The sequence below is a fragment of the Acinetobacter sp. ANC 5414 genome (assembly GCF_013004295.1).
Classification (GTDB): domain Bacteria; phylum Pseudomonadota; class Gammaproteobacteria; order Pseudomonadales; family Moraxellaceae; genus Acinetobacter.
Genome location: NZ_JABERM010000012.1, coordinates 114,599 through 136,339, shown reverse-complemented (window position 1 = coordinate 136,339; position 21,741 = coordinate 114,599). Strand labels below are relative to the sequence as shown.

Below are 21,741 nucleotides of genomic sequence, written 5' to 3'. Positions count from 1 at the left end.
TTGGACTCCCTTATTTTTATGCGATAGAAAGATTGAAAATAAAAAGATCTAATTTTTTAAGCAGGCGATTTTCCGATAAGTGCTTTTAATATTGCCTTCAATTTTATAAAGAGAGGTGAAAGTCTGCTCTGCGACTTGCTGCAGGTTAAGACCCGCTGATACTAAAGTTAAAATTTTATATTCAATTGCGCTTAAATGTATTGGCGTATTGAGTTGAGCAGTGGATATTATTTGCTTAGATTCTACTTGATGCGACAAAATATATTGCGCTAAAACATGATGGATCGGTGCTCCACCGCGCAGAATGCTTTTAATGTTATTTAAAATTTCTGCTTCAGTATTGTCTTGAAAAATATAACCCTGTGCACCTGCTTGAATAGCATCAAACAGTAAAGATGTCTGTTGTTGTGTTAAGACTGCAATAACATTTGCATCGGGATGATTTTTTTTGAGTTGCTTGATCAATGTAATAGTGGCTGTTTGATTAATAGATAAATCGATTAAAATTAGGTTGGGTAAATGTTGTTGTAAGAGTTGTTCAGCTTCAGCAAGATGATCGGTACTCATAATTAATTCAGCAGGATAGCCTATTCCAACAAGAATGCTCTTTAATAGATGATTAAAGGCGGGTAGATCCTCTATCAACAAGATAGGAACAGGCAACATCAGTTCAGCCACTAGGCTATTCTCACACTGGTTTAGATTTTATTGAGTAACTTTGCTATACAACCCCTCAAAGTACTATCCCAAGAACTAGGGAATTTATCGAATTAAAGTAAATTTAAGTATCTAAAGAATAATAAAGAATTGAAAAACTTGGTCTTATGATGATCTGGTGGTTATTGAGTCTTTTTGTTCAAAGCGTATTAATTTTTATCCATTAAGAAAAAGCACTATTTATAAAAATATTTTAACTATTCAGCAAAAAAAAGTGGTCAGTAAGAGAATTGGGCAATAAAAAAAGGAGCAATTGCTCCTTTGGATATATGGCTTGTTTTTAATGAAGGTTTTGCATGATTTTTTGCAAGATTTGCAATAACACATCAAATTCACTTTGCAATGGCGTACTCTTACGCGTGACCAAAGCGAGCGTGCGACTTGGTGCAGCTTCAATGGATTTAACCGCTAAATCTGGATTCGCTTTAATCATATTGGTATGAATTGCAATTTCAGGAAGCAGGGTAAAGCCTAAATCAGCAGAGACCATTTCAACCAATGTCGGCAATGAACTTGCTTTCAAACGATGATCATTTTTACGTTCGCCAATTGGGCATGCACTTAAAACATGATTACGTAAACAGTGACCTTCTTCAAGTAACACTAAACGTGATAAATCCAAATCATCTAGAACTTTGGCATTGTGCGCATTTTGATCGGCTTTATGGTGAACCAAATAAAGATTTTCTTTAGCGATTTCAGCTACTTTTAAACCACGAGTGTCAAAAGGCAGTGCCAAAACAATCATGTCCAGATTGCCGTGTTCTAGTTTTTCGACAATTTTTTCGCTTTGCGCTTCATACAAATGCAATTGAATTTTAGGAAGTTGTTTATGCACTTCATCTAAAAGTTGCGACAAAATGAAAGGTGCAATGGTGGGGATGATCCCTAAATGTAAATCACCAGTTAAAGGCTCGCTCATCTCACGACTTAATCGCATCAAGTCTTGAGCGTCAGCCAATAAAACACGGGCTCGAGCAACAACCTGTTCTCCTAGCGGAGTTAAACGTACATTTTGGCGGTCGCGTTCAACGAGGACTCCACCTAACAAACGCTCTAACTCCATGATCCCGCCTGACAAAGTCGATTGGGTCACAAATGAACGGCGCGCAGCTTCAGTAAAATGTAGCGTTTCAGACAGTGTAACGAGGTATGACAGCTGTCTTAAAGAGGGTAATGCAGCCATAGTGTCCTAATGTTTTGATTTAAAGTGATCAGCAAATAATCCGCTAAGATATGGAATAAAATGCGGAGGCATATCATGCCCCATTCCATCAATTAATTCAAACTTAGCATCTGTAATTGCCTTTGCAACTGCTTTGCCATGACTCGGTGGCAGTAAACGATCACGAGAGCCATGTACCACAAGGGTAGGTTGCTGAATTTGCTTACTCAATTGTAGCAAAGAACCGGTACATAATATTGCTAAAAATTGTTGAAGTACACCTGCTGGATAATAACTTCGCTGATATAGTTTACGTGCGGTCTGAATAATCTCAATTTGGTTGATATATCCAGGTGAACCAATAATGTTAAAAACTTTCACGCTATGATTGACAATACCTTCTTCATCAGTCGATTCAGGTCGACCAATCAGGCTTAAAAGCTGTCTTGGAAAAGGCGGTGGTAATAATGGCTGATTGTTACTGGTAAACATTAACCCCAGATTGCTGACTTTTTGAGGATGCTGAGCGGCAAGAATTTGCGCAATCATGCCGCCCATTGAAGCACCAATCACAGAAACTTGCTCTAATCCTAGATGATCAATCAGTAATGCTGCATCTTCAGCCATATCATATAAATCATAAGGCGCACCTTGATTATCTAAGCCTAAAGCAAAGCGACCCATCAGTTTTAAGGTATTAAGGCGTGGACCTGAATGACGGATTTTTGAAGATAATCCAATGTCACGGTTATCAAAACGAATGACACGATAACCTTGGTCAATCAGTGATTTACAGAAAAAATCGGGCCAAAACAACATCTGCGCACCTAAACCCATAATCAGCATGATTGCAGGATGTTCAGGATTTCCACCCATTTCAACATGCAGTTCAACGCCATTGCCTAAATTGACTTTGGTTTCATGCATAAAAGAAGTATAGGGAGAGCCTGTAAAATTGAGTGCGCTATTCATTATTGTTTTCCTAAAAAAGGACATTCTGTTGAAAAAATGTCCTTTGTATTAAAACCTTAAACTGCTGCAGGAATCAAGTCAGGTACAAGTTTAGTTAGAGCTAAACGTTGTTTTGCCGCAGTAGCACCTAATAGAACAAAACCACGCAAGGTATTTTGACTATCTAAAGCTTTGGCAATCATGCCATCTTCAAGTTCTTCTCTATCCCAGGTCACATCCACACCCATTGGTGCAGGAAGTACGGTCAGGGGGGCAGCAGGAGTTTTAACGGCAACAGGCATCGCTGGATAATGAACATGCGTTTGTTCACCATTTAAAGTTTTCGCTAAAGCACGTGCTTGCTGCATGATCGGCATGACATACGGCAAGAGCAAACCGTTCACTTCTGCACAGTCACCAATCGCATAGATATCGGCTTGATTGGTTTCTAAATGACCATTGGTCAAAATACCGCGACTACAGTGAATATCAGCAGCTTTTGCCAACTCTAAATTTGGCTGTAAGCCAATCGCAGAAAGTACAACATCCGCTATAACAGATTGACCATTGGCTAAAGTAATTTGATAGTCACCCTTTTCAACTTTAATCACTTTTTCAACGGTTGTACCCAGTACAAAGTGGATGCCAATGTCTTCAAGTTTTTCCTGGAAAGACGCCGCAACATAATCAGGAATAAGACGTCCTAAAGGTTGCGCAGCCAAATCAATCACCGTCACTTGGTGTTCTGTGTTTTGTAAGTCATTGGCAAATTCACAACCAATCAGACCTGCTCCCAGAATCACCACACGTTTATCGTGATGTTGATCAAGATTTTTACGGAAGGCTTTGTAGTCATCTAAATTGTTGACCACGTGAATGTCATCGCTGCCATCACCGGCAATCGCTAAGCGAACCGGATTTGCACCCACCGCTAAAACCAGCTTTGAATAGGGTTGAGTCGTTTGTTGTCCATCTTTCTCTAAAACGAGTTGATGCTGTTCAGCTTGAATTTCTTTCACCCAAGTATGCGCTTCAATACGCATCTTCAGTTGATCACTCATTTTGCTGGCATCACCTAAAGCAATTTGCTCAGGTGCTTTTTTTCCGGCTAAAGCATTAGACAGCGTGGGTTTAGCATAGTTTACCGCATCATCTGCACAAATCATGACCAGTTCATGCTCGGGATTTAGCTTACGAAACTCACGCGCTGCGGTATATCCTGCCATACCCGAACCAATGATGACGATAGGATGCATAGTTTTCTCCAAACTGTTTTCTATAAGACCTAAAAAAAGACCATTCATTATGGTCTTTGGTATCAATTGTTAGAATTCAACCATTTCAAAATCAACTTTTGATACACCACAGTCCGGGCAGGTCCAATCATCTGGGATATCTTCCCATTTTGTACCTGCGACAATACCATCTTGTGGCCAACCTTCAGCTTCGTCATAAATCCATCCACAAACGATGCATTGATACTTTTTCATTTGACTCTCCAAAACACTGACTTTTTAAAAAGTGAAGTCAGTAAAATCCCATATACAGCATGACTCTAGTGATATGACTTTCAAGGTACATATTCAGTCAAATTTTTACGCAGTTCTAGCGTTAATGTAAAGCGAATATCCGAGTTTAATTGGTGAATTTGAAACCAGAATTGCATAGCAGGACAAAACTTGGCATAAAAATAGATAAATATGGTTTTTGTCTCACAATTTAAATTGAATCTGAATTTTAAAATATCCATAAATGAGTGTTGGGTTGAGAAGCACAAGAAATGACTTTAGCCAGTTGAAAAGTCTGGTTTAGACTAAGGTCGGGGAGAAAAAACAAGCAGAGTTTGTTAGTTTATGATCAGATAAATCTATAGCTAATATTTATTTAAAAAATGAACACAATTAAATCAATCACTTATGGTTTGTTAGCTTGTTTTTCTACCCGGTAAGTGTGCTCATTTACTGGTCATGAACGACATAAAGCGTTAAAATTCACTTATTCTCCTTTAAATTACTTTTCTCCCCATGAGCAATTTGTCTACAACTTTGTGGTCTCACATTCGTACTGTCCAAGATTTCCCTAAACCGGGTATTTGCTTCTTCGATTTAACCCCATTATTCATGAGTAATATTGGGCCGTTAACCGATGCTTTAATTGCCAGTATTCCTGCTGAAAAACTGGAACAAGTAGACAGTTTTGTTGCGGTAGAAGCACGTGGTTTTGTACTTGCAAGTTTGTTGGCTCAGCGTTTGGGCAAAGGCTTGTTACTTGTTCGTAAAGCAGGGAAATTACCACCACCGGTTGTTGGTGTAGGGTATAGCCTGGAATATGGTATGGATCGTTTGGAAATGTCAGCGAATATCGAAGCGCAAAAAATTATTATTGTGGATGATGTCTTGGCAACTGGCGGCACTTTAAAAGCGGTGAAACAGCTGGTAGACAAATGCAACCATGAAATTTTGGGAGCGAGCATTTTCCTTGATTTACCTGATTTGCACAGTGACTTAGGTTTAGATATTTGGTCTGTGTTGGATGATAAATCTCAGCCAGAACAAGACGTCGCTTAATCAATTGTATGTCATAAAAAAGCCTTGGTTAAACCAAGGCTTTTTTATTTTTTGAGAAAATGGATTTGCATATGTTGAATTAAACCATTGATGTTTTCTGGACTGGCTAAACGGTGATGTCCACCTTCTAAGGCTTGAACGATCATATAGGGTTCGAGCTGTTCTTGAACTGCATACATATCCAGTATTTCATCGCCTAATTCTAGATAGGCAATTTGCGCAATGTCATGTTCCAGATCTTCTTCATTAATTGGAGGGTAGTCTTCACGAAAATTTGGACTTAAGCTTGGATTGGCAATCACCGTTGGAATTTTACATAAGGCCGACATTTTTAATGCCCAATACGCGCCTAAGCTGTGTCCGACTAGAATTTCAGGTTTAATTTTGGCAATAATATCGCGATAAAAATCAGCGACAGTTTGAAAATTTAGATTGCGATAATCTATATCGATGCAATATTTTTGATTGGCATCAATGGCATGGAAGTTAGTGGATTCACGAGAGGAATCTAATCCATGTAAAAATAAGATTTTCGAAGTGCATGTATTCATTGTTTTATAGTTCACACTGTTTTTTTCACAAAGATGGAAAAAGTTGAATAGTTTCCTTTTCAACCATTTTGCTCAAATTATTGTAGGTGACTATGAGGAATAAGGAAGTTAGCTTTTGGTCTAAGGCATGAATTCAAGCAAACCCAATAAACCCACTTACAAAATAAATTATGGTTTAAAAATAGATGGATAGAAGAATAAGATTGTTGATCTCACAAGCAATAACAAAAGCTGCGTATCATGCAAAAATAAATTTGGATAGCTTGGTATTTATAAGATGAATCTGAGCGGGGTGAGCCTATGGAAATTTTAAATTATGAAATTTTGATTAACGCTTCCCCACAAAAGGTTTGGCAGATTTTGTGGGATCCAGACACTTATACCGAATGGACACAATATTTTGCTCCGGGCTCATCTATGCATTCCGATTGGCAAGTGAATGGACAAACTGTTTTTCTCGATGCCAATGGCGATGGCATGATTTCGACCATTACCGAACTCGAAGAATTTAAACGCGTGACCTTTAAACACTTGGGGATGCTGGAAGATGGAATTGAGGATTTAGACAGTGAAGACGTGAAAAAGTGGAGTGGTGTTTTAGAAAAGTATGTTCTTAAGGATTTAAATGGATCAACCAAGCTGGGCGTAGAACTGGAAACCTCTAAACAACATGTGGAATTGATGAATAATGGCTTAAAAAGAGGTTTTGAGATTGTCAAACAATTAGCCGATGCTTAAAATGTAAATCAGAGCAAGTGCTGTTTAGCAAATCAATGCTTTTGTTTGGCAATAAGTCATACGAAATTTTTGCTAAATCTGCTATGCTATGCAACTTCCGTTTTTTACACATATTCGAGGCAGAGATGACGCAACATAACGCTCAATCGACTTCTGAACCACAAATTTCCGAAAACGATTTAATTGCACAGCGTCATGCCAAGTTAAAGCATATTGAAAAACACGCTAAGGAAAAGGGAACCAGCCCTTGGCCGAACACATTCAAGCGTGAACATTACGCTCAAGACTTACAAGAACAATTTGCTGATAAGTCTAAAGAAGAAATTGAAGCTGGTGAAAAGGTTTATGTAAAAGTTGCAGGTCGTGTGATGTTGAACCGTGGTTCATTCATCGTGATTCAAGACATGACTGGCCGTATTCAACTGTATGTTGCACGTAAAGAATTAGATCCAGAAGTTCTGGCGACCATTAAAGGTTTAGACCTTGGCGATATTATTGCCGTTGAAGGTTATATTGGTCGTTCGGGTAAAGGCGATCTGTATGTTCATATTGAACATTTCGAGCTTTTAACCAAATCACTTCGTCCACTTCCAGATAAATTCCATGGTTTAAGCGATACAGAAATGAAGTATCGTAAACGCTATCTTGATTTGATGGTGAACGATGAAACACGTAAAACTTTTGAAATTCGTGCCAAAGTGGTTGCGGGTATGCGTGAGTATTTAGCCAATGAGCGCTTCATGGAAGTTGAAACTCCAATGATGCATGTGATTCCGGGTGGTGCTTCTGCGCGTCCATTTGAAACACATCATAATGCGCTTGATATGCCTTTATTCTTACGTATTGCGCCTGAGCTTTACTTAAAACGTTTGGTTGTGGGTGGTTTTGAACGCGTATTCGAAATTAACCGTAACTTCCGTAATGAAGGTGTTTCGACTCGTCATAACCCAGAATTCACCATGATCGAATTTTACCAAGCCTATGCAGATTACAAAGACTTGATGGCTTTGACTGAAAATATGCTTGAAAAATTGGCGATCGACATTTTGGGTACGACAGATGTGCCTTATCAAGGTGAAGTATTTAGCTTTAAAGGCCCATTCAAAAAAATCTCAATGGTTGATGCGATTCTTGAACATAACCCACAATTCACAGCAGAGAATGTAGCTGATCGTGAATTCTTGGCTAAATTTATTGAAGAAGAATTGAAAGAAAAAGTAAAACCTGGTTTTGGTCTAGGCAAACTTCAAACCATCGTATTTGAGGAAACGGTTGAGACTAAACTTCGTCAACCTACTTTCATTACAGAATACCCGGCGGAAACTTCACCGCTTGCACGTCGCAATGACACTAATTCACACATTACAGACCGTTTTGAGTTCTTTATTGGTGGTCGTGAATTGGCGAATGGTTTCTCGGAATTAAATGACCCGATTGACCAAGCTGAGCGTTTCCAAGCGCAAGTTGCCGAGAAAGATGCAGGTGATGATGAAGCGATGCATTACGATGCGGACTTCATTGAAGCACTTGAATATGGTCTTCCTCCAACAGCGGGTGAAGGTATTGGTATTGACCGCTTAGTGATGTTATTTGCTGATGCAGCAAGTATTCGTGACGTGATTTTATTCCCGCATATGCGTCATAAAAACTAAGTTGTGTTGAAATAAAAAACCCGCTTTAGAGCGGGTTTTTTATTTTAAAGACAGGATAAATGCCAATCTTAATCAGTATGATGATATTCACTGGAATTATAGAGATTTGAGATAAAAAAATACGCAATGATTGGGGTGATCACTGCGTATAACAACGAATCTGTTTGCACAGTTTCGGTTAAGGAGAATGTTAGAACTCTAAGAGGTCTAAGCATTAAGAGTATAATAAAATGAATGATGAGTCATTTCATGGGGCTTTGAGTAAAGTTGTGTTAATTCAGGTTAATAACGATTGCTGAGTGTGATTTGTTGCTCATTATTTTGGCATAAAAAAGCCCTTCTATCAAAAAAGGGCCTTTCCGGTTTTAGGTGCTTTTAGAAGTGAAAAACACCTAGTCCTGCTTTAACTTCATCCAGAGTTTGCTGGGTAATATTGCGACATTTATCGGTGCCGGTTTTTAAAATATCCATGATGTAATCAGGATCTTTTTGAAGTTCCATACGACGTTCGCGAATAGGTGTAATCAATTCTTTTAAAATCCCTTCAAGACGTTTTTTCACCGTACCATCACCTAAACCACCACGACGATAATGTGCTTTTAACTCTTCAAGTTCTTCTTTGTTGGTATCGAACGCATCTAGATAAGTAAATACCACGTTACCTTCAACCTGGCCTGGATCTTCAATACGAAGATGGTTCGGGTCGGTATACATCGCATTGACTGCTTTCTTGATGTCTTTATCAGAAGCATCTAGCACAATGGTATTGCCCAAAGATTTCGACATTTTCGCCTTACCATCAAAACCAGGTAAACGACCTACATTTGAAAGCAGTGCTTTGCATTCTGGAAGCAAGTCATGACCAATTTGGCGATTCAAACGACGTACAATTTCGTTGGTCTGTTCAATCATTGGAATCTGGTCTTCACCCACAGGGACAACCGTTGCTTTAAAAGCGGTGATGTCAGCGGCTTGTGCTACAGGGTAGCAAAGGAAACCCGCTGGAATATCACGTTCAAAACCACGCATCTGAATTTCAGATTTAATGGTCGGGTTGCGTTCCAAGCGTGCCACAGTCACAAAGTTTAAATACAACATCGTCAGTTCATTCAATGCAGGCAAGCATGATTGAACACAGATGGTTGTTTTGGTTGGGTCAATACCCACGGCTAAATAGTCAGTTGCCACTTCAATAATATTGCGACGTACTTTCTCGAAGTTGTCTGCGTTATCTGTTAAAGCTTGAGCATCGGCAAGGAGGAGATGTTGATGGTGAGAATCTTGCAGTCCTACACGTGAACGTAAAGAACCAACAAAATGACCTAAATGAAGTTGTCCGGTTGGGCGGTCGCCAGTCAAAATAACAGGACGATTGTCTTGATTACTCATTGTTTCTCTATTCCAAAGTAGTTAGCACTACACGTATATGCTGATGAATGGCCTTATTGTACGGCATAATGTTTTTGAATGTCAGGCACAATGAAAACACAACATAGAAAAAATAAGAACAATTTAATGATGTTGATACAGTTTTTTTAAATATTTATCTTTAAAATGCAAGATAGAAACTTTAAGGAAAACAAGAATGGCGAGTAGCTTATTAATATTGTTAGATGATATTGCGACTGTTTTAGACGACGTTGCTGTCATGAGTAAAATGGCAGCCAAAAAAACTGCAGGGGTATTGGGAGATGATCTGGCACTGAATGCTCAACAAGTCAGTGGTGTTCGTTCTGAACGTGAACTTCCAGTGGTTTGGGGTGTTGCCAAAGGTTCTTTCGTTAATAAGCTGATTCTTGTTCCTCTAGCCTTGCTGATTAGCGTGGTCGCGCCGTGGCTGATCAATCCGTTATTGATGATTGGTGGTTTGTTTCTATGTTATGAAGGCGTGGAAAAAGTGCTGCACAGTTTGCAGCATAAAAAAGCCAAGACCGAAGAGGCTGCTGAAGCGGAATTAACCGCGATTGAAACCGATTTGGCCAAGTTTGAGAAAGAAAAAGTCAAAGGTGCGATTCGTACCGACTTTATTTTGTCGGCTGAAATTGTGGTCATTTCCTTGGGCACAGTGGCGACTGCTGCTTTTGCTACTAAAGTCATGGTGCTTTCAGCCATTGCAGTGGTAATGACGGTAGGTGTGTATGGTTTTGTGGCCATGATTGTCAAAATTGATGATCTGGGATTGTACTTAACTGAGCAGGCATCAAGTTTCAAGCAAAGCATTGGACGTGGTTTACTGGCATTTGCACCAAAACTGATGAAAACCCTGACCATTGTCGGAACCATTGCGATGTTCCTGGTCGGTGGGGGGATTATTACCCATACCATTCCGTGGTTTCATCATTTAACTGAAAATTCTGTTGATCAAGTGCAACATATTCCAGCCATTGGAAATATTATAGGTGCACTTACGCCAACTTTAATCAATCTTGGCATTGGTTTTGTTGCGGGCTTATTGGTTTTATTGGTGGTTACAAGCATTCAAAAGTTTTGGCCGAAATCAAAACAGGCATAATCACAAAAGCTCGTTAAAATAAGCTAAAAGCCAACTATAAGGAATATCACTATGCGCTGGAAAGGACGTCGTGTAAGTTCAAATGTGGAAGACCGCCGCGGTGGAGCCGGAGCTAAAGCAGGTGGTATTAGTATTTTAGGCCTTATCGTTGCATTTGTGGCCTGGAAGTTTTTTGGCGTTGATCCTCAACAAGCCTATCAGGCAACCAAGCAGGTGACTTCCCAATCACAGCCGGCTGAAACCAGAGGTCTAGATAATCCCACTCCGGAACAGCAAGAAGCGATGGATTTTGTCGGGACAGTATTGGCTGATACAGAAGATACCTGGACTCAAGTCTTCCAGCAGCAATTGGACGCGAAGTATGTCGCCCCTAAACTGGTGATGTTTAGTGGCGTGGTGAATTCCGGCTGTGGTACGGCACAATCTGCGATGGGGCCTTTTTATTGTCCAGCAGATCAAAAAGTATATATCGATACGACTTTCTTTAAAGATATGCGTCAGCAAATGGGTATTTCCGGTGAGCAGAACAGCACCGAACTCTCACGCCAAGATCAGGCAGGCGATTTTGCTCAAGCCTATGTGGTTGCGCACGAAGTCGGACATCATCTTCAAACCTTGTTAGGTATTTCAGATCAAGTGCAAAAAGCACGTGCTCAATCCAGTGCAGTACAAGGCAATCAACTCTCTGTACGTCAGGAATTACAAGCAGACTGCTTTGCAGGAATTTGGGCGCATCATAATCAGCAACGTACCCAATTCTTGGAACAAGGCGATATTGAAGAAGCGATGGATGCAGCGCATAAAATTGGTGATGACTATTTACAGAAACGTTCGACAGGACAGGTGGTTCCAGACAGCTTTACCCATGGCAGTAGTGAGCAGCGCATGAAATGGTTTCAAACAGGTTTGAAGTCAGGCCAGATCAATGATTGCGATACCTTCAATCAAGCCATTTAAATAGAATAAAAAGAGGATTTAAAATCCTCTTTTTATTTTGCTTTTTAGCGCGTTAAAAACTTTTTGAAATTGCGGATAATTCGAATGGAAACGTAAAGTGCCGCAAGGGCAAACAGAACAATACTAAAAACAATATATTTTAAACTGGCAATATCTGCCTGATAAAACTGCTGAATTTGTTGGGTAGAATAAGACCATTGTTGCTGCTTATGAGAGCGACTATCTTGATAACGGATATTTTCAATATAATCCTGCTGACCTACTTTTAACAAATCGAGCTGCTGGATTTGTCTGGTATGCAGCTGGTTATATTCATCGGTACAAATATCTTGCAGATAATGCTCGCAGTTTAATTTAGCAATATAACCATTCTGGGCAATCAAAATAAAAATCGCTTGATCCGGTCGCTTATTATTGGACACTAAAACCAGTTGTTCTTGATCGGTCGATTTAAGTGAGATGTGTTTTGCTTGCTGGAATTGCTGATCTGCTTGTAAAATTTCTTTGCTTTTTGAATAGGCACTGAAAAACAAAGCCAATGTAATGAGAAAAATCACAACTGCAAAAAAAAGTCGAAATATTGTTTTAACTGTTTGATGCATGAATAAATTCAACTTAATGTGGAGATTAAAGAAAGTGTTGCTACACTAAATGCTTAGATGTTTATCTATGTTAAATCATTGCTAAAAATATGTAAAAAAACTTAACTATTTTGTTTGCCCTACAAAAAATAGTTAAACTGATTAAGTTAATAAATGCTATTTAATGAAATATTTTACTTGGAAATAGTTGGATGAATTCGCTTTATTCCAATGCATCGCTAAAATTGGAACTTTAATGGGAAATTTCTTTTTTCTTCAGGTCTTTACTGTCATTTTTGCACTTTCTATTGCCACGACTATTTTTAATAAACGGATTTTGGGGTTCCCGCAAGCCATTGGTGTACCGATTGTCTCGGCGATCTTTGTCTTTATTTTACAATGGGGCGCGAGCTTACTCAGTGGTAATCAGTTTATAACAATTAACATTCACAATATTGAAGAAGCGGTTCGTCATATTGATTTTTATGACTTTTTAATTAACGGGGTGATTTGTTTTATCCTGACATCTTCCGCTTTAAAATTTAAAGTGTCCGATTTAAAAAGCCACTGGAAGCCGATCAGTATCTTGGCCAGTATTGCACTGGTGCTTTGTGCGGTCTTTTTTGGCGTCACTTTATATGGATATCAATTCCTGATAGGCAAACATGTCGATTTACTGGTTTTGCTGTTATTAGGTGCTGCACTTGGGGCAACGGATCCGATTGGGGTGAAAGCTGTTTTAAGTTCGGTACGCGCACCTCATCATCTGATTGTGAAACTCGAAGGCGAATCACTGTTTAATGATGCCATGTGTATCGCCGTGTTCATGACCTTACTAAATGTATTACAGGGCGAACACTTTACCATTATTGGTACTTTAGAAACCTTACTCTATGAGATTGTGGTTGCAATCATCATTGGTTGGGGCTTTGGTCTGGGTATTTTAAGATTGCTTCGTGGTAAACACGAAATGGAATCTTTAATCTTAACCACAGCATTATTGGCCTGTGGTTCATATTTAGTGGCTTTATTTGCGCATGCTTCTGCACCGATTGCCTGTGTGATTGGTGGTTTGGTGGTTGGGAACAAATGGAAAGAAATTTTACAGGAACGTGAAATTCGTGAAGTAAACCATTTTTGGCATACCGTTGAAGGCATTATCAATTCATTCCTGTTTACACTGATTGGTCTGGAACTGTTTATTCTAGATTTAAGCATCAGTTTGATTCTGGGAGGGATCGTCGCGTTCTTTATTCTGCATGCCTCGCGCTTTGCTGCAAACTATTTGTCATTTGCCTTTTTCCCTAGTTTTCGCAATAAAAGTTATAACGGTAGTTTGACCATTTTATCGTGGGGCGGGGTACGTGGAGGGATCTCACTTGCCCTGATCCTGGCGGTTGCGAACGTTCCTGAACTGAGTGAATATAGCAGTATCTTAATTGGTTATACCTTTATTGCGGTATTACTTTCCGGTGTAGTCTGTGGACTGGGTTTGCCTGCTGTAATGAATGCGTTCTATTACAACCCGAATGAAGAGACGACGGGTTTTAAAGGTTGGTATCAACGCATGTGTCATAAAATGAATCGGAAAGGTTTTCAGTATATTGTCGGTGAGGATGCCAATGGTAATGAAACCATTACGGTTTATAACCCGGATGCCTTAATTGATGAGAAAGCTGAAGATGGTGTTGCTGTTATGCATAATCCGGAAAAGGTACAGGTCGTAAAACGTTTAGAAAGTCCAGATAATTTCTAATCGTAAAGCCCTGATAAAAAAAGCCTTTTAAAGGGCTTTTTTTTATGCTCGAAAGTTTAAATTGGATGATTTAAGGATAATCTATGCCGCAACATTCCAGTCGTTCTAGTGATGAATTAGCCCGTCAAATCTTACAGGTGGTTGCTCTCATTCCTTATGGAAAAGTGGCTTCGTACGGACAAATCGCAAAGATGGCAGGGTTGCCGAAACATGCGCATTTAGTGGGTTATGTTTTGAAGCATCTGGATGCTGATGCAAAAATTCCTTGGCATCGAGTGATAAATTCGCAAGGGAAAATTAGCCTAAGTAAATTGGATGATCGTGGTGACAATATTCAACGCTTGAAATTATTGGAAGAAGGCGTGATGGTGATTGGAGATAAGATTAATTTAAAACAATATCAATGGATGAATGATTGATAACAGCAATAAATGCTCTGGAGTTAGTGATTTCCCACCTTTAGAAAAAGATGGGAAAGGCAAGCTAATGATTATTCACGAACAATCAGTACAGGAATATGTGATTCACCCAATAGGCTTTGTGCGACACTGCCGAGGAATAGTTTTTTGAAGCCGGTACGACCATGAGAACCAATGATAATCAGGTCTGCATGACTGTCTTCTGCAGCTTTGACAATTTCACGATGAACCACTTGTCCTTCCAGTAGTTTTGTTTCTACTTCAACTCCTTGTTCATGAAACTTTGCTTTTGCAGCCTCAAGCGACTCTACAATTGCTGTACGAGCGCGTTCAATTAAATCATTTGTTTGATTGGCCGAGATATATTCCGCTGCGATATAAGGGTCGAGTGATAAAACTTGAACCACTGTAACTTTACTGCCAAATGCTTTAGCAAACTCAACTGCTTTTGCTACCGCTGCATATGCAGTTTCTGAACCGTCAACTGGAACAAGGATATTGTGATAAGCCATGGGGAATTTCTCCTTATAATCATTACTTAAATAGATGCTTTTAGCATTATGATTTATTGTGTATTAAAACAGGTTAAAACTTGATGCTAGTTGTATTTCCGGTAAAACAAAACCTAGTAATTTCATAGGGATATTTTACTTCCCAAAAAGATTTTATAATTTAATCTAACATGGATTGGGTGGGAAATTAGAGGGTTTAAAACTAAAGTATGATGAAATTGTAAGCAGATTTTTAATTTGAAATTATATGTAAAAAAATAGGCAAACTGCCTTTGAGAATTGTCATATCATATGTGTAGTAACTTATTAATAATGAATTAGAAATGACTGAAATAAAGCAATTGAATTGGCAACGCGATAATTTTGAAAATATTGAAGAAGCGTGGGAAGGCGATCTTTGGGAGAGACAGCGTTTAGGAATTCAGCTTACAAATTATGTTGATCGTTTGCAGTGTGGTGCTGTATTGGCATTGGATGCACGTTGGGGTGAAGGTAAAACGTGGTTTGTACGGCATTGGGCAAAGTATTTAGATGATACTCAGCATAACGTGATTTATTTGGATGCTTTTGCGAATGATTATTTAGACGATCCTTTTCTGGTTATTGCCTCAGAAATAGCAGCAAAGTTAGATAAAACTGCTAAAAATAAGCCGCTAGTTCATAAATTTAAGAAAGCTGCAGCAGTTATGCAGCAGGGTCTTTTAACTCTTGCACCAACGCTCATTGCATCTGTGATTAGCTGTGCTTTAACTGGTGGAATAATTCCGCTGATAAAAATTGATAGTGAAAAGATTGCAGATAAGTTAGACGATGCTATTGATAAGGTGACTGATAATATTGGTGAAAAAGTTACTGAAGCGATTCAAAGCAAAATTGATAGCTATGAAGAAGAAAAAAATTCAGTATATGCTTTTAAGCAAACATTGGCACAATTGGCAGAAAGTTTAGATAAGCCTTTGGTATTTATCATTGATGAGCTAGATCGTTGCCGACCAGATTTTGCGATTCGTTTAATTGAGCGGATTAAACATTTTTTTGATATTCCTAAAATTGTGTTTGTTCTAGTGATGGATAAATCTCAATTTTCTAAAATTGTTTGCCATAATTATGGCTATGATGAAACACTCGGTGAAGAATATCTAGATAAGTTTGTTGATTTTACAGTGAGATTAAATTCATTGTCTCCTGACCTCATTGATAATTTGAAGATAAATATATTTAATATTTTTGAGCATTTAGGGATAGATTTAAACCATCAAAATCTTGATGGCTGTATAGAACTTATAGATTTTTACGTAGGAGAAAAAGAATTATCTAAGAGAGCAATTTCAAAATTAGCAAGTCAGTTTGCATTACTCTATTCTGATAGTTTTGATAGTTATAAAAATCAATTATTGATAATGTTTTTATTGAATCCTACATTTCTTTTAAAAAGTAATACTTCTTTGGAGTTACTTAAAACTTTATTAGATCAAATGGATAATTATATTCAGTCGAATAAAGATGATTTTGAAAAATACCATGGGGAAAATTATAGGGCTGATACCCATACTACAGTATTAATGAGAAAGGCAAATTTCTTTCAAGAAGAACTTGGAATTTTGATTTTTATTCAATTAGTTGAATATTATGAACAGTTAGTTAACTCACAGAAAAAGTTTAGCGCTATATCAGTTAGAAATCTTAGACCAACAAATAATACGGATTTTCATAGTGGATGGAAAAACTACATATTTGGAGGAATTTAATTTTCAAAAAAAGAAATTAATGCTTCCACATCATCCGTCTGCAACTGCTCGCGCATTTTTAAAAACTGTTTTTCATCTAAATCGTAGATTTTAAGGGAAAGCAGTTTTTCTATATCTTGTTCAGAAAAACGGTATTTAATAATTTTTGCAGGTACACCACCCACAACCGCATAAGGTGGCACATCTTTAGTGACGACTGCACCTGTTGCCACCACAGCCCCTTCACCGAGTTTCACGCCTTGCATAATCATGGCACGTGAGCCAATCCAGCAACCATCACCAATGACAGTGTCGCCGGCAGGAACAAAACTGCGTGTATCGAAGGGAAATGCTGAAATCCAGTCAGTACGGTGTAATTGGTTGCCACCCATCATAATCACGCATTCAGCGCCAAAACAGACAAAATTACCGATATACAGCTGATCAATCGGTTTCTCTACAGTTGCAGGCTTGTCATGCAGATAACGCACCACACAGCGCTCAAATCCTTGATCCCAATAAGCGCTGTAATAACTGTAATTTCCCTTAATGTGAATATTCAGATTTTTCACAGTTTTTGAGATGAATTCGAATTCACACCAGTGTTTAACAGGGGAATTGATCAGATTATCCATAGAGAAATGTGCAGCGTGGGAGGTTGGGGGATTATAGCTGAATTTCATAACCTCTCCCTAGCCTTCTCCTTTAAGGAGAGGGAACTTCCATTGTGAATTTTGATTTGTAATGATTACTCCCTCTGGGAGAGGGTTGGGGTGAGGGAGAAGATTAAAATTATGAAAAATTTTATCTAAAAAAATTCCACAAACTCATAAATAACCCTTTTATGCTATTAGGAAAAAGAAAACCTAAAATTGCAGAGCTGATTGTGGTGATAAAGATAATAAGTACAGAGTTGGTATGCGTGTCTATGAAATATGACCACTTTATTGCGATGGCAATACCAAGTACCAAACCACCTATTGCATAGTAAAAAGCTTGTATGATGCGATCATCCATTTTTCATTATCAATTTTATTATTGGTTTATAAGTTAAAGATAAATCGAAAATTTTGCAATAAAAAACCCCTCAAGAGAGGGGCTTTAAAAAGTATTCAATCTTTAAAATTAAAGATAGGCAACTTTTACAATTTCGTATTCCACTTCACCTTGAGGCGTTACGATTTTCACTTCGTCACCTTCGCTTTTGCCCAAAAGACCACGAGCAATAGGAGAGTTCACAGAGATCTTGTTGATCTTAAAGTCTGCTTCGTCATCGCCTACAATTTGATAAGTCTTTTGTTCTTCGGTGTCCAGGTTTTCAATCGTTACTGTTACGCCAAAAACGACACGACCGTTTTGCTCAAGTGTTTTAACATCAATCACTTGCATTGCACCGAGTTTACCTTCGATGTCTTGAATACGACCTTCACAGAAACCTTGTTGCTCGCGAGCCGCATGGTATTCCGCGTTTTCTTTCAAATCCCCATGTTCACGTGCTTCAGCAATTGCCGCAATAATACGTGGACGATCAACACTTTTTAATTGATGTAATTCTTTCTCTAGGGCTTCTTTGCCTTCGGGAGTCATAGGATAACGTTTCATTGTTGTCCCTCTAAGTGAGTATAAAAAATAATGGTTTATAAATAAAAAAATCCCGCCACCAATAAGGTGACGGGACTTATCGGTAATTTATTAACCTACTGTTAAATCTTGCAAGCGGTATACATCCATCGGCAATTTAATTGCTAAAGCTTGGCATACAGCATCAGCACCATTCAAGGTTGTGGTGTAATACACTTTACCTTGAAGCGCAGAGCGACGGATTGAGAACGAATCCTGCTGAGCTTGTTTACCTTCAGATGTATTGATAATGAGGTGAATCTCGCCGTTTTTCAAGCGATCTACGATATGAGGGCGACCTTCAGTTACCTTATTCACACGTTCACATGCAATACCCGCTTCAGTAATTACTTTATGCGTACCACTTGTTGCTACAAGTTTGAAACCGTAATCAACAAGTTGTTGTGCAATGCGTGCAACATGCGGTTTATCTGACTCACGTACAGACAAGAATGCGTGTTTCACTTCACCTTCGGTTGGTTTACCTGGTAAGCGATCATTCGAGCCTAACACAGCTTTATAGAATGCTTCACCAAAAGTTGTACCCACACCCATCACTTCACCTGTAGATTTCATCTCAGGGCCAAGGATCGGGTCAACACCAGGGAATTTCGCAAATGGGAACACAGCTTCTTTAACAGCGAAGTGAGTCGGAATAATTTCTTTAGTAAATCCTTGAGATTCTAGAGATTGACCCGCCATACAACGTGCAGCCACTTTCGCCAAAGACTCACCGATACATTTAGAAACGAAAGGCACAGTACGTGATGCACGTGGATTCACTTCCAGAATGTAAACGTCGTTGCTTTTAACCGCAAACTGTACGTTCATCAAACCAATTACGCCAAGCTCTTTCGCCATAGCAACAGTTTGACGACGCATTTCGTCCTGAATCTCTTGAGATAGAGAATAAGGAGGAATTGAACATGCTGAGTCACCAGAGTGAATACCGGCTTGCTCAATGTGCTGCATGATACCGCCAATCACCACATCTTTACCGTCAGATACACAGTCAACATCGACTTCGGTTGCATCATCAAGGAAGTGGTCAAGCAATACAGGCGCTTCGTTAGAGGCTTGAACGGCATCACGTAAGTAGCGTTTCAATTCGTCGTCGTTATAGACGATTTCCATCGCACGACCACCAAGCACGTATGAAGGACGTACTACAAGTGGGTAGCCTACTTTAGACGCTTCAGCCATGCCTTCTTCAGCAGATTTAACAATGCTGTTGCTTGGTTGACGAAGTTGCAGGCGTTGAATCATTTGCTGGAAACGTTCACGGTCTTCTGCACGGTCAATCGCATCAGGTGATGTACCAATGATCGGAGCACCTGCTTCTTCTAAAGCACGAGCCAATTTAAGCGGAGTTTGACCACCGTACTGTACGATAATGCCTTTAGGCTTCTCGATACGCACGATTTCAAGTACATCTTCCAAAGTAATTGGTTCGAAGTACAAACGATCTGATGTGTCATAGTCGGTAGAAACTGTTTCAGGGTTACAGTTCACCATGATGGTTTCATAACCGTCTTCACGCATTGCAAGCGCCGCGTGTACACAGCAGTAATCGAACTCGATCCCTTGACCAATACGGTTAGGACCACCACCGATGACCATGATCTTGTCGCGAGTTGAAGGGTTCGCTTCACATTCTTCATCGTAAGTTGAGTACATGTAAGCAGTATCCGATTCGAATTCTGCCGCACAAGTATCGACACGTTTGTAAACAGGGGTCACACCCAAGTTCCAACGGTGTTTACGGAATTGTTTTTGTGAAATACCCATCAAGTGTGCAATGCGAAGATCCGATAAACCTTTGCGTTTGAACGAACGGATGTTGTCCGCATTCAAATCACCGAAACCAAGCGTTTTGATTTGTTCTTCAGTTTTGATGATGTCTTCGATCTGGATCAGGAACCATTTGTCGATGTTGGTCGCAGCAAAAACTTCATCTAAAGTGAAGCCGTGACGGAATGCGTCAGCCACATACCAGATACGCTCTGGACCTGGAACTTTAAGTTCTTGAAGGATTTTATCTTTCGCGCCATCAGCACCGACTTCGATTTTTTCATCAAAACCAGAAGCACCAACTTCAAGACCACGAAGCGCTTTTTGCATCGATTCCTGGAAGTTGCGACCAATCGCCATGACTTCACCCACAGATTTCATCTGTGTCGTTAGAATTGCTTCAGCTTGTGGGAATTTCTCGAAGTTAAAACGAGGAATCTTAGTTACTACGTAGTCGATTGCAGGTTCGAATGACGCAGGTGTTGCACCGCCAGTGATGTCATTTTTCAATTCATCAAGGGTGTAACCCACAGCCAATTTCGCTGCAATTCGTGCAATCGGGAAACCGGTTGCTTTAGATGCAAGTGCAGATGAACGTGATACACGCGGGTTCATCTCGATTACAACCATACGGCCGTCTTTCGGGTTAATACCGAATTGAACGTTCGAACCACCTGTTTCCACACCAATTTCACGTAGAACTGCAATCGAAGCATTACGCATCAACTGGTATTCTTTGTCTGTCAATGTTTGCGCAGGAGCAACAGTGATTGAGTCACCTGTGTGAACACCCATAGGGTCGAAGTTTTCGATCGCACATACGATGATACAGTTGTCGTTTTTGTCACGAACAACTTCCATCTCGTACTCTTTCCAACCAATCAATGATTCATCGATTAACAGTTGGTGAGTTGGCGAAAGGTCGAAACCACGTTCACAGATTTCAATAAATTCATCACGGTTGTAAGCAATACCACCGCCTGAACCACCCATGGTGAATGATGGACGAATAATAGAAGGGAAGCCTAGTTTTGCCTGAATCTCGAATGCTTCTTCCATAGTGCTTGCAACAGCAGCACGTGGGCATTCAAGACCAATACGACGCATTGCGTCATCAAACAATTTACGGTCTTCAGCCATTTCAATGGCATCTTTACTCGCACCGATCAATTCAACATTGAATTTTTCTAAAATGCCGTGTTCATCAAGTGCAAGCGCACAGTTCAATGCTGTTTGACCACCCATAGTCGGAAGGACAGCATCTGGACGCTCTTTCTCGATGATTTGTGCAACAGTCTGCCAAGTAATCGGTTCGATATACGTTGCATCAGCCATTGCCGGGTCGGTCATGATGGTTGCTGGGTTAGAGTTTACCAAAATGACACGGTAGCCTTCTTCACGAAGGGCTTTACATGCTTGCGCACCTGAGTAGTCAAACTCACATGCTTGACCGATCACAATCGGACCCGCACCAATAATTAAGATGCTTTTAATGTCTGTACGTTTAGCCATGATCGCTTCCTTA

General features: G+C 39.5%; 20 protein-coding genes. 8 read left to right on the top strand and 12 right to left on the bottom strand.

Annotated elements, in window-relative coordinates; translation table 11 throughout:
- Positions 1 to 48: 48 nt before the first annotated feature.
- The 5 genes from HLH18_RS08690 to rubA form a co-directional block, all read right to left on the bottom strand.
- Entirely contained in the window at positions 49 to 678 is a 630-nt protein-coding gene (locus HLH18_RS08690) for a response regulator (protein ID WP_171542504.1), read from the bottom strand.
- Positions 679 to 997: 319 nt separating this feature from the next.
- Positions 998 to 1,903 (bottom strand): LysR family transcriptional regulator OxyR, encoded by a 906-nt coding sequence (oxyR, locus tag HLH18_RS08685; RefSeq protein WP_171542505.1) that lies wholly within the window; start codon positions 1,901 to 1,903, stop codon positions 998 to 1,000.
- Between the two features lie 6 nt (positions 1,904 to 1,909).
- Entirely contained in the window at positions 1,910 to 2,854 is a 945-nt protein-coding gene (gene estB, locus HLH18_RS08680; RefSeq protein WP_214646093.1) for an esterase EstB, read from the bottom strand.
- Positions 2,855 to 2,910: 56 nt separating this feature from the next.
- On the bottom strand, positions 2,911 to 4,089 hold the full coding sequence (locus tag HLH18_RS08675) for an NAD(P)/FAD-dependent oxidoreductase (protein WP_171542506.1): 1,179 nt from the start codon (positions 4,087 to 4,089) through the stop codon (positions 2,911 to 2,913).
- 69 nt (positions 4,090 to 4,158) lie between these two features.
- The gene (gene rubA / locus HLH18_RS08670; RefSeq protein ID WP_067723781.1) at positions 4,159 to 4,323 is read right to left on the bottom strand and encodes a rubredoxin RubA; all 165 of its coding nucleotides are present in this window, start codon (positions 4,321 to 4,323) and stop codon (positions 4,159 to 4,161) included.
- A gap of 534 nt (positions 4,324 to 4,857) precedes the next feature.
- On the opposite strand from rubA, the gene HLH18_RS08665 reads away from it, so the two are divergent.
- Positions 4,858 to 5,400, top strand: a complete 543-nt coding sequence (locus HLH18_RS08665) for an adenine phosphoribosyltransferase (RefSeq protein ID WP_171546501.1) — start codon at positions 4,858 to 4,860, stop codon at positions 5,398 to 5,400.
- A gap of 44 nt (positions 5,401 to 5,444) precedes the next feature.
- On the opposite strand, the gene HLH18_RS08660 is transcribed toward HLH18_RS08665, so the two are convergent.
- A complete protein-coding gene (locus tag HLH18_RS08660) occupies positions 5,445 to 5,951 on the bottom strand; it encodes a YqiA/YcfP family alpha/beta fold hydrolase (protein WP_171546500.1) in 507 nt (168 codons plus the stop codon).
- A 300-nt stretch (positions 5,952 to 6,251) separates the two neighbouring features.
- Here HLH18_RS08660 and HLH18_RS08655 point away from each other — a divergent pair, with 300 nt between their 5' ends.
- Together HLH18_RS08655 and lysS are read left to right on the top strand one after the other, a co-directional pair.
- Positions 6,252 to 6,689: an SRPBCC family protein gene (locus tag HLH18_RS08655; protein WP_171546499.1), complete on the top strand. Its 438-nt coding sequence runs from the start codon at positions 6,252 to 6,254 to the stop codon at positions 6,687 to 6,689.
- Positions 6,690 to 6,814: 125 nt separating this feature from the next.
- Positions 6,815 to 8,341, top strand: coding sequence for a lysine--tRNA ligase (gene lysS, locus HLH18_RS08650; RefSeq protein ID WP_214647307.1), 1,527 nt, complete (start codon positions 6,815 to 6,817; stop codon positions 8,339 to 8,341).
- 375 nt (positions 8,342 to 8,716) lie between these two features.
- Here the strand turns inward: lysS and trpS are convergent, their stop codons facing one another.
- A complete protein-coding gene (gene trpS / locus HLH18_RS08645; protein WP_171546498.1) occupies positions 8,717 to 9,730 on the bottom strand; it encodes a tryptophan--tRNA ligase in 1,014 nt (337 codons plus the stop codon).
- A 196-nt stretch (positions 9,731 to 9,926) separates the two neighbouring features.
- Here trpS and HLH18_RS08640 point away from each other — a divergent pair, with 196 nt between their 5' ends.
- Both HLH18_RS08640 and ypfJ read left to right on the top strand, forming a co-directional pair.
- A complete protein-coding gene (locus tag HLH18_RS08640; RefSeq protein WP_171546497.1) occupies positions 9,927 to 10,853 on the top strand; it encodes a DUF808 domain-containing protein in 927 nt (308 codons plus the stop codon).
- A 51-nt stretch (positions 10,854 to 10,904) separates the two neighbouring features.
- Entirely contained in the window at positions 10,905 to 11,810 is a 906-nt protein-coding gene (gene ypfJ, locus HLH18_RS08635) for a KPN_02809 family neutral zinc metallopeptidase (RefSeq protein WP_131292183.1), read from the top strand.
- Positions 11,811 to 11,854: 44 nt separating this feature from the next.
- Here ypfJ and HLH18_RS08630 read toward each other — a convergent pair whose 3' ends face one another.
- Positions 11,855 to 12,412 carry a hypothetical protein gene (locus HLH18_RS08630; protein WP_171529839.1) on the bottom strand — a complete coding sequence of 186 codons (558 nt, stop codon included), beginning with the start codon at positions 12,410 to 12,412 and terminating at the stop codon, positions 11,855 to 11,857.
- A gap of 235 nt (positions 12,413 to 12,647) precedes the next feature.
- Between HLH18_RS08630 and HLH18_RS08625 the strand changes: the two genes are divergently transcribed.
- On the top strand, positions 12,648 to 14,147 hold the full coding sequence (locus tag HLH18_RS08625; protein WP_171529838.1) for a cation:proton antiporter: 1,500 nt from the start codon (positions 12,648 to 12,650) through the stop codon (positions 14,145 to 14,147).
- An 83-nt stretch (positions 14,148 to 14,230) separates the two neighbouring features.
- On the top strand, positions 14,231 to 14,566 hold the full coding sequence (locus HLH18_RS08620; protein WP_171546496.1) for an MGMT family protein: 336 nt from the start codon (positions 14,231 to 14,233) through the stop codon (positions 14,564 to 14,566).
- A 71-nt stretch (positions 14,567 to 14,637) separates the two neighbouring features.
- Here the strand turns inward: HLH18_RS08620 and HLH18_RS08615 are convergent, their stop codons facing one another.
- On the bottom strand, positions 14,638 to 15,078 hold the full coding sequence (locus HLH18_RS08615; protein WP_131292175.1) for a universal stress protein: 441 nt from the start codon (positions 15,076 to 15,078) through the stop codon (positions 14,638 to 14,640).
- Between the two features lie 323 nt (positions 15,079 to 15,401).
- Between HLH18_RS08615 and HLH18_RS08610 the strand changes: the two genes are divergently transcribed.
- Positions 15,402 to 16,826 (top strand): KAP family P-loop NTPase fold protein, encoded by a 1,425-nt coding sequence (locus HLH18_RS08610; RefSeq protein ID WP_171546495.1) that lies wholly within the window; start codon positions 15,402 to 15,404, stop codon positions 16,824 to 16,826.
- Here HLH18_RS08610 and HLH18_RS08605 read toward each other — a convergent pair.
- The 3 genes from HLH18_RS08605 to carB form a co-directional block, all read right to left on the bottom strand.
- Entirely contained in the window at positions 16,823 to 17,440 is a 618-nt protein-coding gene (locus HLH18_RS08605; RefSeq protein WP_171546562.1) for a CatB-related O-acetyltransferase, read from the bottom strand. The two genes, HLH18_RS08610 and HLH18_RS08605, sit on opposite strands and share 4 nt — an antisense overlap.
- Positions 17,441 to 17,930: 490 nt before the next feature.
- Positions 17,931 to 18,407, bottom strand: coding sequence for a transcription elongation factor GreA (gene greA / locus HLH18_RS08600; RefSeq protein ID WP_171546494.1), 477 nt, complete (start codon positions 18,405 to 18,407; stop codon positions 17,931 to 17,933).
- 90 nt (positions 18,408 to 18,497) lie between these two features.
- A complete protein-coding gene (gene carB, locus HLH18_RS08595) occupies positions 18,498 to 21,728 on the bottom strand; it encodes a carbamoyl-phosphate synthase large subunit (RefSeq protein WP_171546493.1) in 3,231 nt (1,076 codons plus the stop codon).
- Positions 21,729 to 21,741 lie beyond the last annotated feature (13 nt).